Annotated in this window: 11 protein-coding genes; 1 reads left to right on the forward strand and 10 read right to left on the reverse strand. The window is 36.6% G+C overall.

Features of this window, described 5'->3' with window-relative positions:
- Positions 1-60 precede the first annotated feature (60 nt).
- The 6 genes from OU989_RS22260 to OU989_RS22285 all read right to left on the reverse strand — a co-directional run bounded on the left by OU989_RS22260 (position 61) and on the right by OU989_RS22285 (position 7,245).
- Positions 61-849 (reverse strand): MBL fold metallo-hydrolase, encoded by a 789-nt coding sequence (locus OU989_RS22260; protein WP_274795076.1) that lies wholly within the window; start codon positions 847-849, stop codon positions 61-63.
- On the reverse strand, positions 849-1,676 hold the full coding sequence (locus tag OU989_RS22265; protein ID WP_274795077.1) for a two-component system regulatory protein YycI: 828 nt from the start codon (positions 1,674-1,676) through the stop codon (positions 849-851). The genes OU989_RS22260 and OU989_RS22265 overlap by 1 nt, the downstream gene beginning before the upstream one ends.
- Positions 1,663-2,988 carry a YycH family regulatory protein gene (locus OU989_RS22270; protein ID WP_274795078.1) on the reverse strand — a complete coding sequence of 442 codons (1,326 nt, stop codon included), beginning with the start codon at positions 2,986-2,988 and terminating at the stop codon, positions 1,663-1,665. The genes OU989_RS22265 and OU989_RS22270 overlap by 14 nt, the downstream gene beginning before the upstream one ends.
- Positions 2,985-4,850 (reverse strand): cell wall metabolism sensor histidine kinase WalK, encoded by a 1,866-nt coding sequence (gene walK / locus OU989_RS22275; RefSeq protein WP_274795079.1) that lies wholly within the window; start codon positions 4,848-4,850, stop codon positions 2,985-2,987. Before walK ends, OU989_RS22270 begins: the two co-directional genes overlap by 4 nt.
- Positions 4,851-4,855: 5 nt before the next feature.
- Positions 4,856-5,569: a response regulator YycF gene (gene yycF, locus OU989_RS22280; protein ID WP_274795080.1), complete on the reverse strand. Its 714-nt coding sequence runs from the start codon at positions 5,567-5,569 to the stop codon at positions 4,856-4,858.
- A gap of 212 nt (positions 5,570-5,781) precedes the next feature.
- Positions 5,782-7,245, reverse strand: coding sequence for a M23 family metallopeptidase (locus tag OU989_RS22285; protein WP_274795081.1), 1,464 nt, complete (start codon positions 7,243-7,245; stop codon positions 5,782-5,784).
- A 379-nt stretch (positions 7,246-7,624) separates the two neighbouring features.
- Here OU989_RS22285 and OU989_RS22290 point away from each other — a divergent pair, with 379 nt between their 5' ends.
- Positions 7,625-8,488 (forward strand): YitT family protein, encoded by an 864-nt coding sequence (locus OU989_RS22290; RefSeq protein WP_274797396.1) that lies wholly within the window; start codon positions 7,625-7,627, stop codon positions 8,486-8,488.
- A 47-nt stretch (positions 8,489-8,535) separates the two neighbouring features.
- On the opposite strand, the gene OU989_RS22295 is transcribed toward OU989_RS22290, so the two are convergent.
- From OU989_RS22295 to OU989_RS22310, 4 genes are all read right to left on the reverse strand, one after another.
- Complete coding sequence (locus tag OU989_RS22295) at positions 8,536-9,825, reverse strand: adenylosuccinate synthase (RefSeq protein ID WP_274795082.1); 1,290 nt, start codon at positions 9,823-9,825, stop codon at positions 8,536-8,538.
- A 236-nt stretch (positions 9,826-10,061) separates the two neighbouring features.
- Positions 10,062-11,423 (reverse strand): replicative DNA helicase, encoded by a 1,362-nt coding sequence (dnaB, locus tag OU989_RS22300; RefSeq protein WP_004233370.1) that lies wholly within the window; start codon positions 11,421-11,423, stop codon positions 10,062-10,064.
- A 13-nt stretch (positions 11,424-11,436) separates the two neighbouring features.
- On the reverse strand, positions 11,437-11,883 hold the full coding sequence (gene rplI / locus OU989_RS22305) for a 50S ribosomal protein L9 (RefSeq protein ID WP_274795084.1): 447 nt from the start codon (positions 11,881-11,883) through the stop codon (positions 11,437-11,439).
- Positions 11,883-13,853, reverse strand: coding sequence for a DHH family phosphoesterase (locus OU989_RS22310; RefSeq protein ID WP_274795085.1), 1,971 nt, complete (start codon positions 13,851-13,853; stop codon positions 11,883-11,885). Before OU989_RS22310 ends, rplI begins: the two co-directional genes overlap by 1 nt.
- Between the last annotated feature and the right edge of the window lie 10 nt (positions 13,854-13,863).

The raw sequence follows: 13,863 nt of genomic DNA on the forward strand, positions 1-13,863 counted from the left end.
GCTCAATGCACATTGTGAAATGCATTGAACAGCATCAAGTTTTCCCTAAATACCTTATGATTAAACCGTGACTAATGTTGTAGGTTCCTCTGCATCTGTATCAAAAAGATGCACATGCTCACCTACAAGAATGCCACAAGATTGCAATGTTTGTGTGACGCTCATACGTGCCAACTCTTTCATATTATTATCCTTACTTAAATGCGAAAGATAAATATTGGTCGTCTTATCAAACACAACTTCACTCATTGCGATAGCGGCATCCTCATTAGAAACATGTCCTACATCACTTAAAATACGACGTTTAATCGACCAAGGATAACGTCCCATTTGAAGCATATTAACATCATGATTACTTTCAAAAACAAAAGAATCTGCACCACGTATAATACCCTTCATACGATCACTGACATAGCCCGTATCTGTAATAATGACAAGCTTACGATCATTCTCATGGAAAGTGTAGAACATTGGATCTGCTGCATCGTGAGAAACGGCAAAGGATTCAACGGCTAAAGAACCAAAATGTTTCACTGTGTCCATTTCAAATTCAAAGCGTTGCTCTATAGGAATGTCGCCAACTAGCCCGTCCATTGCCTGCCACGTTTTGGCGTTTGCATAAATTGGTACATTATATTTTCGTGCCAGTACACCAATCCCTTTAATATGATCACTATGCTCATGTGTAACAAAAATACCACTAAGCTGCTTCATATTACGGTCGATTTTTGTAAAAAGCTGCTCCATTTTTTTCCCACTAAGGCCAGCGTCGACGATAAAAGAGTAGTCGTCATTTTCTACATAAATCGAATTTCCTGTACTGCCACTAGCTAAAACACTAAATCGCATTATTCAACTCCCCAGTCTTCTTCTTCGCTCTCTTGCTTGTCCTCCTGGATCTCGATCACTTTGCCTTCAACTGCATTGACAAAATACTCTTCCTTTTGTCCATCAGATAATTTCACTTGAACTTCCCATGTTGGCACTAATACCTGAGTTCGAGTTAATTTAACAAGCGTGGAGTAACCTAACTTCATTTGCGTAATACGCGAGTCTGGCTTGAGCGTTCCCTTTGCATATAAAGTTTGAATAATTTGAAGAGGCGGAATGACAGTTTCCTGTTGTTCCATTTCCTCAATATTATCAATCATTGTTTGTTCATACATCGTTACTTCATTGTTAGCATTCCACTTAATTTTTAATGAACCATTATAATAAAACATTCGATTATTGGTTTTCTGGAAAAAAACAGCGACTCGTTCTTCCCTGTCTACTTTCCATAAGGCGTAAGATTCTCCTTCAGTTATGTTTGCAAGGACAAAATCCGTAAAGCTTGCATCATCACTCACATTACGTAATTTAACAGGTTTTATAAAAATAGCACGAGCCTTTGAATCCGCCTTTGAATCCTTAATATTAATTTGTTGGTTGCTATTACTAAATTCAGCTGTTGTGAATTTATGGACTTGAGCTGTCATATACGAAGCAGTTTCAATATTATTTGGTAGTGTGCCATACGTAATATTATCATCTTTTAAACGAGCTTCTATTGTTTTTTCACCTGGAACCTCAATATCTTTCGCTTCATTATAGCGATTTACATAAAGGGAATACAAGAAGATGTTTAGAATTAAAAAAACGAATATAAAAATAGATTTTGTTCTATTCCAATCCATTTTTAACACCTCCTAATACTTCAGGAGTTAGTTTAATCCAAGATCCATTACGAATGACAAACCAGCATGGTTCAAATGTAAATATATTAAGTTCTTGGTTTTGCGTTAAATAATAACCCAAAACAATCTCATCAATATCAGCTAAGGCAATATTATTTGCGTTTTTTAATCTCTCGGCAATATTTACTCCAGAAGGCAATTCTTTTATTTCCTTTTCTGCTTCAATATCCATATCTAAGGAAAAGTATGGACGCTTATAATGGAAAATCCGGCTATCTCCCCAAATTGTCGTCATCCGGGTAATGACATGATTGCTATAGACCGGTAAACCTTGCAAATATAATTGATAATCCATTTGATTTTTATTGGTACTCGTTGAAGCATAGCGGAAATCTGCAGTAAATCCCCCATGCTCGTTAATAAATTCAAAGCTATCTTTTAGAAGTTTTGATGGCTCAATTCTAATACCGCTCTCTGCAGCTGGATAAACATAATTTAATGACTTTAGATTTGTATCTAACGTCATTAATGACATACCATCTGTATATTTTTCAGAAGACGCACTTTCAATATTGCGCCGTACAATATTTGGATCTGTAAATAATACATTTTTAAATAATTCTGGTGAGATTTCTTCAATATAGTACGTAAATTTTACAGATTCCGTTTTATTGTTATCTACATAAAGAGATGTCTGGCTTTCTCGCTCAATTTCTTTAAAAGTGCCATATTTTTTTGCAGGCTCTATGACTTCCTGTATAAATTGATTCATGTTTGGCACGCTGACATGTGATCGGAATAATGATTGGTTATTACCACTAATGTAATAAATCATTAAATCCTTGCTATTATAATTGCTCCAATCTATAATCATACGATTAAATGTTGTTTCTGGTAATTCCTTATCCGTATACTGAAAAATCGTGTTAAAGGCTGAAAAAGGAATCTCTCCAGTGAAAAAGATTGTCATGCGATTATTTGTGCCAATGATTTGATTGACATAGTTTGCAGAAAGATTATTGTTAACAGGCACTAAGTCTAATACATTCCAGCCTTTAAATACTTTCATAATATCTTTCATAGCTGCGTTAGATACTGTACCTTTAAATTCCTCATCGGAACGGAAAATAGCCTTGTATGGACGAATAACATCCTCCATATCTTTTTGAGGCTTAATTAGAATTTCCTCTAACTCTGTTTTTTCTATATATTTATAATCAGGTGTATAGGTCCAGATCAAAAAGGTTAAAACCACACTCAGCATGACGAGTAGAAATAGTACAACAGATTTAACTGGTTCTATATATTTCATTCCCACTCACCTGCCTCACCAAATTCATCTGCATCATATGGTAATGTGAAGAAAATGGTTGTACCTTGTCCTTCCTCACTTTCAGCCCAAATCTTACCACCATGAGCCTCAATCATTTCCCGAGCAATAGCCAATCCTAATCCTGTTCCTCCCATTGAACGAGCTCGTGCACGATCAACGCGATAGAAACGATCAAAAATACGACCTACGTTTTCTTTAGGAATCCCCATACCATCATCTGAAATCATGACTTTCAGCATATCCCCTTGTCCAGTAAAGCCAAAGCGAATATTACCACCATCCGGTGAGTATTTGATTGCATTTGAAATAATATTATCAATAACCTGAGTCACCTTATCCGTATCAATTTCTACATAAAAGGACGTTTCAGGGAATATTCGTTCAAATTGTACTTTATCGGACTTAGACATTTCAAATCGGTCAATTATACGATTAAAGAATGAATTAAATAAGACAATATCTTTATTCAATTCGTAGTCTGCACTATCCATTCGTGATAATTGCAATAAATCATTCACTAGACGAATCATACGCTCTGTTTCAGTTTGCGTTACATTTAAAAATGTAGGAGCGATATTTTCATCTTTCCATGCCCCATCTGCTAGTGCCTCTAAATAACTACGCATTGTTGTTAATGGTGTTCTTAATTCATGTGATACATTCGATACAAACTCTCGTCGATCCATTTCTATCTTTTCCTGCTCCGTTATATCGTGTAGTACAGTAATAAGACCATTAATAAAGCCTGTCTCTTTTTGAATAACGGAGAAATTGGCACGTAATATATAGGGAGCATCCGCTGTACTAAAGTTTAAATTGATTGCATCACTCATATAAATCAAGTCTTCAAAACTATATTCCTGATCGATTCCCAATACGGAAGCAATAGGGCGACCTAATGTAATATCCCTTGAAATATGTAGCAACTCAAGTGCAGGATCATTAATTAAAATAATACGTCCCTTACGATCTGTTGCAATAACCCCATCTGTCATATTACTCAGAACCGAATCGAGCTTACGTCGTTCCGCTTCTGTGGTCGATTGTGCCTCTTGTAAACGATTAGTTAAATGATTAAAGGTTATCGCTAGCTGTCCGATTTCATCCGTACCATATACGCGTACTTTTCTGGAATAGTTTCCCTTCGCCATTGCCTGAGCTTGCTTTCGCATATCAGCAATTGGCTGTGTAATTGTTCGTGCAACAAGAATACCTAAAAAGATCGTAAAGACTAACGACATTGCTGTGCCGCCAAGGAAAATACGATTAATTTCGTTCATTTGTTCAAAAACAGACTCAATATTCGCTTCAATATATAGAACACCGATAATTTCATCATCTGGCCCTGCACCCGCTCGAATCGGGTTCGCCAATACCCATACTCGATTCCTTGTTTTGTTATCAAGTTTAATGATATCAAAGAGCGTTTCAGCCGATATCGCACGTCGTACAAGGTCTGTGTTAGAGCGTTGTCCAATTAAATTTTGATTCTCAAGCTCAGATGTTGCTAGTATCCTTTGTCTATCATCAATGACACGAATTTCTAGAATATCACCATTCGAAACATCCCTTAAACCAGTAGAAAACTCCATTACAATTGACTTTAAGCTTTCCTCTAGTTTTGGCATGCTTTCATCGCGTTCCTTTAAAATTTCCTCACGGAGACTATATTGCATCAAGTCAACCCGCTGGAAAATAGAATCTTGGAAGTTGCTCTTCAAATTTTGTTCTAATTGACGTGCGAAATAGATACCGATAATTTGTAAAGCAAGTAAGATTAATAAAATATAAATCAGCACTAATTTGACATGAATGGATTTAAAGAAGCTTACTTTCTGCATTCCTATTACTCCTGTTCAGGATTTCGTAAATAATAACCTACACCACGTCGTGTGACAATCCAAGCAGGATGACTAGGATTATCCTCAATTTTTTCACGTAAGCGACGAATTGTTACGTCAACAGTTCGCACATCGCCAAAGTAATCATAGCCCCATACCGTTTGTAGTAAGTGCTCACGTGTCATTACTTGACCAATGTGTTTTCCTAAATAATGAAGTAACTCAAATTCACGATGTGTTAATTCAATTGTTTCATCACGCTTCATTACTAGATATGCATCTGGTTGAATAACAAGAGATCCTACCACAATCTCATTTGACTCTTCCTCAGCCTCTTCTGCCACAGGAGCAACCACTTGTAAACGGCGCATATTGGCTTTTACACGCGCAATAAGCTCACGAGTACTAAATGGCTTTGTTACATAATCATCTGCACCCATCTCTAATCCTAATACTTTATCAATTTCAGAGCCTTTCGCTGTTAGCATAATTATAGGGAAATCGTATTTTTTACGTACCTCTCTACAAACTTCCATTCCATCACGCTTCGGCAGCATGATATCTAAAAGCATTAAGTCGGGTTGCTCTTCCTCCACTTTCTTTAACGCTTCATCTCCATCATAAGCACAAATAACTTTATAGCCTTCTTTTATTAAATTAAATTGCAAAATATCTGCGATTGGTTTTTCATCGTCAACAACTAATATTGTTTTGTTCATACATTCTCTCCCTTTCGCTTTTTATCTATTCTAAACAATGTGTATTTGTAAATTCACTACTCTTAACTCTATCATGCTTTCGAGTTCTATGCATTAATCGATATTCAATCCATCCAATACTGTGACATAAAAGGATATATTTCAACAATTATTTCTCGGGAAATAATAGAAAAAGACAGTCCACTATTCGGACTGCCTTCTATTCAACGCGTTTATCGACCTACATAAGATAATGGATTTTCTAATGAACCGTTCTTTTCAACTTCAAAGTGCAAATGAGTACCTGTAGAATTACCAGTTGAACCCATTATGCCGATTACAGAACCTTTTTCCACTACTTGTCCCACTTCAACATTAATTGAAGATAAATGTCCATAAAGCGTTGTATAACCATTATTGTGATTAATAACAATACGATTACCATAAGTGCCTGAAGAACCAGCCGCAACAACTATACCATTATCAGCAGCTAAAATATTATAGTTACTTGGACGAGCGATATCAATACCACGATGGAAGGCTCCCCAACGTTCACCCATACCACTTGAGATATAGCCCCCAACTGCTGGCCATGCAAATTCGCCAGTACCTCGTGAAGAAATTACCTTTGTGCCAACTACTTCAATTTGATCTACTGGTTGTTGAATGATTTTTTCTTCTAATGCTACTTTCGATGTTTGCGTACCGTTTTCAGATGTTAATGCATAGGTTGTTTCTTTTTTTCCATTAGCGCCTTCTTGTTTAATCACTTTTTCGCCTTTATACATAGTCGGGTCTTCTTTGACCACTTTTTTAAATGGAATTACATCTGCAACTTTCTTTTCCTTTTTTACCTCAATTGTGACAAATGGCTTTGCCACTGTAACATTTAATGCTTGCCCAATTTGTAAAACTGTATCCACAGTAATACCAGGGTTCAAAGCTAATAGTTCACTAGTTGTTAAATTGTGTTTTTTAGCAACCGAACCTAATACATCACCTGATTGAATTTTATATGTTTCTTGCTCTAGATGACCTGTCATTAAATATTTTACTGCTTGCTCAGGCGATAAAATATCAGTTGGTGTAACCTTTTGTGATAATCCTGAGACTCCCTGTTTAAAGGAAATATCTAAAAGACGCGATTCACCATTTTGCAGTTCAGGTAAATTATTAATAGATTGTTGGGTATTCGCTAGTTTATCTAATTCTTGCTGAGAAACATATTGTAGCTTTAACAGCTGAACAGTTTTTTCATAAGCCTCTGTATTCTTTAACGATACGACTGGTTTATGATCAACTAATAATGTAAATGCATCAGACTTCGCTACTAATGATTGCTTAAGCTTTGATAGTGTTTCTGCATCTTTTGTTTCATTCACAAAAACTTGTTCTGGGATTATTTTAACAGCTGAACTAGCGTCAATAGAAAACCCTTTAAATTGCTGACTCGCTGCTTTTTCTTTAGATGCAATGATATCTTGAATTACCTTCTCATCAGATACTGCACCAATATATTCATTCCCCACATAAACGTGGTAAATTTTATTTAAGTTTTCTTTGTCATATTCCTTGGCAAAACCCATATTAATCGTTAGGCTTGTCATTAAAACTGCAACGATTGAAGCCTTTTTAAAAGAAGAAAAATTGTAGGTGAATCTATTGTTTTCTTCTTTTCTTTTAAAAAACGAATTCATCAATAAAGCCCCTTCCAACTTTACCCTTCAGTAGGATGATTTACCCACAAGGATTTTTTGCACCCTTATAATGTACCATAAAGAAAATAACGTTTGAATAATTTCACCCTTTTGTAATGTAAATGTATTATTTAACTACTAATTGTTACATAGAATACATTTTAGATACTTTTTATTTATTGATATTTTATCTACATATTAGGTAATTAATGAAATGAATGCTGAATAGTGAGTATACTAATCTCTAAATTTTTTCAAGGGAATTTTGACTTAATACTTTTTACTTTTTTAATATTCCGATAAAATATAAGAGAAGGTACACTATTTGATTGGAGCGATTAAATTGAGTGATTCACAAACCGCTGATAATCCAACAAAAATGTTGAGACATCAGAGAACGAATATGCATAAAATTTTCCTAAGAATTATTATGGTGTCACTAGGTGCGATTATAATGGCATTGGGCTTAGAATTATTTTTAGTACCCAACCACATTATGGATGGAGGCATTGTCGGTGTTTCCATCATTACATCTCATTTATTAAATTTACCCCTTGGTATTTTCATCTTCATTTTAAACTTACCTTTTATTTTCTTAGGCTATAAACAAATTGGTAAAACTTTCGCACTGTCTACAGGGCTAGGTATTACCGTACTCTCCTTAGCAACCCTTGTCTTACATAACATACATCCATTTACGGAAGATACATTATTGGCTACAGTTTTTGGGGGAATGATTTTAGGCGTTGGTGTCGGAATTGTCATTCGGTATGGTGGTTCTTTGGATGGAACTGAAATACTAGCCATTCTTTTTAATAGCAAGACACCTTTTTCAGTTGGAGAAATTATTATGTTCTTCAACGTCCTTATTTTCACAGTGGCAGGTTTTGTTTTTAATTGGGAACAAGCAATGTACTCCATTATTGCATACTATATTGCCTATAAAATGATTGATATTGTGATTCAAGGATTAGAGGAATCAAAATCCGTTTATATCATTAGTGACGACATTGATGAAATAGGACAAACAATTATGGATCGACTTGGGCGTGGTGTTACTTTTCTTCATGGGGAAGGAGCTTATACTGGCAACGATAAGAAAGTCATCTTCACAGTTATTACTCGGTTAGAAGAATCTAAGCTAAAATCAATTGTCGCTGAGATAGATGATAATGCCTTTTTAGCCATTGGTAATATCGCAGAGGTAAAGGGTGGTCGCTTTAAGAAGAAGGATATTCACTAAAAAATGGGCGTACCACTTATGGCACGCCCATTTCCATTTATCTTAAATTATGCTTCCCAAACATCAACTAAAACGTTTGTTTGCTCACGAGCAGGTCCAACTGAGAACGTAGCAATTTGAATTCCTGTTAACTCACTAATACGTTCTACGTAGCGGCGAGCATTATCAGGTAGTTCATCTAAAGTTCGGCAGCTTGTTACATCCTCAGACCAGCCTGGAAGTTCCTCATAAATTGGTTCACATTGTTCAATAATATGAAGATTTGCTGGGTACTCTGTTATTGTTTCACCTTTATAATTATAGGCAGTACAGATTTTGACTGTTTCTAAGCCAGATAAAACATCAATAGAGTTTAGAGCAAGATGTGTGATACCACTTACGCGACGTGAATGACGAACAACTACTGTATCAAACCAACCTACACGACGTGGACGTCCTGTTGTTGTACCGTACTCGCGACCAACCTCACGAATTTGTTGTCCTACTTCATCAAATAACTCTGTTGGGAAAGGACCATCTCCTACACGAGAAGTATAAGCCTTTGATACACCAATAACACTTGTCACTCGTGATGGACCAACACCAGCGCCAATGGCTACTCCACCAGCTACGGGATTTGAAGAAGTTACATATGGATACGTACCTTGATCTACATCAAGTAAAATACCTTGAGCCCCTTCAAATAACACTTTACCGCCTTCATCAAGTACATCATTTAAAATTTTAGATGTATCTGTTACATATTTTGCAATTTCTTGACCGTAACCATAGTATTCCTCAAAAATTTCTTCGAATGTTACGCCTTCAACTTCATAGAATTTCTCAAATAATTTATTTTTAATGGCTAAATTATGACGTAGTTTTTCCTCAAAAATATCTTTATCAAGTAAGTCAGCCATTCGAATTCCGATACGTGCTACTTTATCTTGATAACAAGGCCCAATCCCTTTACAAGTTGTGCCAATTTTATTTTCCCCACGACTAGCTTCGTCAGCGATATCTTGCTTAATATGGTAAGGCAAAATAACATGTGCACGATTAGAAATACGTAGATTATCTGTATCAATACCACGTTCTTGTAAGCCTTTAAGCTCTGTTACTAATGACTTTGGATTGACAACTAATCCGTTACCAATTACTGAAGTTTTTTCTTTATAGAAGATCCCTGATGGAATTAAATGTAGTTTATATGTTTCACCATCAATTTTAATGGTATGTCCTGCATTATCCCCACCTGCAAATCGAGCGATTGCATCGGCTTTTTGCGAAAGGAAATCTGTAATTTTACCTTTTCCTTCGTCTCCCCACTGTGTTCCTACAACTACTACTGATGTCATAATCAGCACCTCCGTTAGATACCTTTGTATCTCAATTTTTAAGCCTAAATCATTGTAACAATGATAGAAACGCCCCGTCAATAAAAAAAAGTTAAAAAACACGAACATATAATCAAAAAATCTGATTCAACGTTCGTGTTTAATAACAGAATGATATGAATATTATCGAACATTCAGATTAATTCAATCTATGGGTAATATTTCATTACTTAAGAGGCAACTTATCTGAATGATGACTAATCACGCGGCGGTGGTGGTGGCATTTGTGACCAATCCACATTAATGAATTTATTAAATTCCTTTTTAAAAGCAAGTGTAACTGTTCCTGTTGGACCATTACGTTGTTTGGCAATAATAATTTCGATCATATTTTTATTCTCAGATTCTTTATCGTAATAGTCATCACGGTATAAAAAGGCAACAATATCAGCATCTTGCTCAATACTTCCCGATTCACGTAAGTCACTCATCATTGGTCGTTTATCTTGTCGTTGCTCAACTCCACGTGATAGCTGTGATAGTGCAATAACAGGAACCTTTAATTCACGGGCTAATCCCTTTAAGGAACGTGAAATCTCTGATACCTCTTGCTGACGGTTTTCTCCTGGCTTACCACTACCTTGAATTAACTGTAAATAATCAATTAAGATCATTCCAAGTCCATTTTCTTGTGCTAAACGTCGACATTTTGCACGAATTTCATTGATACGTACACCTGGTGTATCATCAATAAATATCCCTGAATTCGATAAACTACCCATTGCCATCGTTAGTTTACCCCAATCTTCCGTAGTTAAAGCACCTGTACGTAAAACTTGTGCATCTATGTTACCTTCTGCACAAAGCATACGCATTACTAGTTGTTCTGCACCCATCTCTAAAGAAAAGATCGCAACATTTTCACGTGCTTGCACGGCAACACTTTGCGCAACGTTCAACGCAAAGGCGGTTTTCCCTACAGATGGACGTGCCGCAACAATAATTAAGTCGTTGCGTTGGAAGCCAGCAGTAATGTTATCTAAATCACGGAAGCCAGTAGGTATTCCTGTTACTTCTCCCTTTTGTGATTGCAGTTGCTCAATATTATCGAAAGTTTCCACAAGCACATCTTTAACATGCTTAAAGTCACCTGCGTTCTTTCGATTGGCAACCTCCATCATTTTCTTTTCTGCTTCACCTAATAACGCCTCTACTTCGTCCTCACGCGTATAGCCGTCCTCGACGATTTTCGTAGCTACACGAATTAAGCGACGTAATAGTGCCTTTTCCTCAACAATTTTTGCATAATGTGCGACATTGGCAGCTGTAGGGACAGCATTGGCGAGCTCTAGTAAATAAGATAGCCCGCCAACGTCTTCAATCTCTTTTTTAGCTGATAATTCTTCCGTAACTGTTACAACATCTATCGCTTTTCCTTGATCACTCAAACGCAGCATCGTTTCGAAAATTTTCTTATGGGCATTTAAATAAAAATCATCGGCCAATAAAATTTCTGATGCTGTTATTAACGCCTGTGGTTCAAGGAAAATAGCACCGATAACCGATTGCTCCGCCTCCCGGTTATGCGGTGGAACGCGGTCCATCATCGGTTCACTCATGGATCGTCGCTCCTTATTCTTCCGTTACATGTACTTTTAATGTTGCTGATACTTCATGATGTAGTTTTACTGGAACATTTGTAAAACCAAGTGCACGAATACCTTCAGGTAAAGTCATCTTACGTTTATCAATTTTAATACCATGCACTTTTTGTAATGCATCAGCAATTTGCTTTGTAGATACTGAGCCAAATAGACGGCCACCTTCACCAGATTTTGCTTTTAGCTCAACTGTTAATTTTTCAACTTTTTCTTTTAACGCTTGTGCTTCAGCTAATTCAGCAGCAGCATTTTTAGCTTCTAATTTTTTTTGTCCCTCTAATTGACTTAATGCTTGAGCATTTGCTTCTGCAGCATAGCCATTTTTAATAAGGAAATTTTGTGCATAGCCATCAGCTACGTTTTTAATTTCACCTTTTTTTCCTTTTCCTTTAACGTCTTTTAAAAATACTACTTTCATTAGTCCGAACTCCCTTCAATGACCTCATTTATGGCCTCTTCTAAATGTTTTTTCACGCCATCAATGGATTTAGCATCTATTTGGCAGGCGGCATTCGTTAAATGTCCACCACCGCCGAGCCTCTCCATGATTAGCTGTACATTGACCTCTCCAAGCGATCGTGCACTTATACCAATTTTTCCATCTGCTCGATGCGCAATGACAAAGGATGCACTTACATCTTTCATAGTTAGCAAAATATCTGCTGTTTGTGCAATTAAGACAGAGTCATACACTTTCGAATCTTCACCAACAGCAACAGCAATTCCAGGTTTTACAAATTTGACTGTTTGCACAATTTTAGAGCGCTCAATATATGTGTCCACATCCTCTTTTAAAAGGCGCTGCACTAATACTGTATCCGCACCGTTCGTCCGTAAATAAGAAGCCGCTTCAAATGTACGTGCTCCCGTTCGAAGTGTAAAGCTTTTGGTATCGACAATAATACCTGCCAGTAAAGCAGTGGCCTCTAGCATATTGATCTTCGCACGCTTCGGCTGATATTCTAGTAGCTCTGTTACTAGCTCAGCCGTAGACGACGCATACGGCTCCATATAAACAAGTGTAGGATTTTCGATAAAGTCTTCACTACGACGATGATGATCGATCACAACAACCTTTTCAGCTAGTTTTAATAAGTGTGCATCAATTACTAAATTAGGCTTATGAGTATCCACGATAACAAGCAATGATTTTTCTGTCATTTTCCCAGCAGCTTCTTCAGGTGTAAGGAAATTTTCATAGAAATCCGATTTACTCTCGATTTCATTCATTAGTCGTGTAACGCTACCGTTTAATTCATCAAAGTTTATAATGACATAACCCTTTACATCATTCATTTGTGCCATTTTCCGTACACCAACAGATGCCCCAATAGAGTCCATATCAGGATTTTTATGTCCCATTACAAACACTTGGTCACTGTCTTGAATTAAATCACGCAATGCATGTGAAATAACGCGCGCTCTAACACGTGTACGTTTTTCAACTGGATTTGTTTTCCCACCGTAAAATTTAAGTTTACCAGTAGGTTGTTTAATCGCCACTTGGTCTCCACCACGTCCTAGAACAAGATCAAGACTCGATTGTGCCAATTCACCCAACTCTACTAGCGAGGATGATCCAGCTCCTACACCAATACTTAATGTTAATGATAAATTCTTTTGAGCTGTTTTTTCTCGAATGGTATCTAAAATAGCAAATTTTTTCTTTTCCAGCTCTGTTAAAATAGATTCGTTTAACACTGCTAAAAAGCGATCTGATGATATTCGTTTTACAAATACGCCATGCTCAGCAGCCCACTCATTGACAATTGATGTAACCATCGTATTGGTTAAACTACGTGGTTGGTCATCCATAGCTTGCGTGATTTCATCGTAATTGTCGACAAATAATATAGCGATAACTGTACGATCTGCGTAGTATTGCTTTTCAATGGCAATCTGTTCTGTTATATCAAAGAAATACAGTAGACGTTCCTCTTTTTTATAATAAACACGATATTTCCGATCACGTAGCGTAATCGTAGCCTCATTTGTTTCTTCGGTCTTCATTAGTACATAGATGTCATCAGATATATTAACAATACCTTCTCCAACTAATGACTCCATATTTAAAATGCCTTGCATATATGGGTTGGACCATTCTATTTCATATTGCTCGTTAACCAGCAATATCCCAATCGGCATTTCTAGCAATGCCTCTTCTCCAACTTTTTTCATACGGAAGGAAATGGATTCAATATGCTTCTCAGTTTCTTCAAAAGCTATCTTTTCGACCTTCCATGTGTAAGCCATCAATAAAACAAAACCTATTCCATAACCGATACCTATCCCGATATTCCAAATACATAGAAGCACGAACGTCACAATTCCAAATATGGAAAGAACAAAAAGCGGATAGCGAATTGGTCGTTTTCTAAAAGTACCCATTACAATCAGC

The organism is Lysinibacillus irui (assembly GCF_028877475.1).
Classification (GTDB): Bacteria; Bacillota; Bacilli; order Bacillales_A; family Planococcaceae; genus Lysinibacillus; species Lysinibacillus irui.

Coding starts and splice junctions, on each gene's coding strand:
- walK (WP_274795079.1), bottom strand. CDS start 4,850: ATGCAGAAAGTAAGCTTCTTTAAATCCATTCATGTCAAATTAGTGCTG.
- OU989_RS22270 (WP_274795078.1), bottom strand. CDS start 2,988: ATGAAATATATAGAACCAGTTAAATCTGTTGTACTATTTCTACTCGTC.
- OU989_RS22260 (WP_274795076.1), bottom strand. CDS start 849: ATGCGATTTAGTGTTTTAGCTAGTGGCAGTACAGGAAATTCGATTTAT.
- OU989_RS22285 (WP_274795081.1), bottom strand. CDS start 7,245: ATGAATTCGTTTTTTAAAAGAAAAGAAGAAAACAATAGATTCACCTAC.
- dnaB (WP_004233370.1), bottom strand. CDS start 11,423: ATGAGTGAACCGATGATGGACCGCGTTCCACCGCATAACCGGGAGGCG.
- yycF (WP_274795080.1), bottom strand. CDS start 5,569: ATGAACAAAACAATATTAGTTGTTGACGATGAAAAACCAATCGCAGAT.
- OU989_RS22295 (WP_274795082.1), bottom strand. CDS start 9,825: ATGACATCAGTAGTAGTTGTAGGAACACAGTGGGGAGACGAAGGAAAA.
- OU989_RS22290 (WP_274797396.1), top strand. CDS start 7,625: ATGTTGAGACATCAGAGAACGAATATGCATAAAATTTTCCTAAGAATT.
- OU989_RS22265 (WP_274795077.1), bottom strand. CDS start 1,676: ATGGATTGGAATAGAACAAAATCTATTTTTATATTCGTTTTTTTAATT.
- OU989_RS22310 (WP_274795085.1), bottom strand. CDS start 13,853: ATGGGTACTTTTAGAAAACGACCAATTCGCTATCCGCTTTTTGTTCTT.
- rplI (WP_274795084.1), bottom strand. CDS start 11,883: ATGAAAGTAGTATTTTTAAAAGACGTTAAAGGAAAAGGAAAAAAAGGT.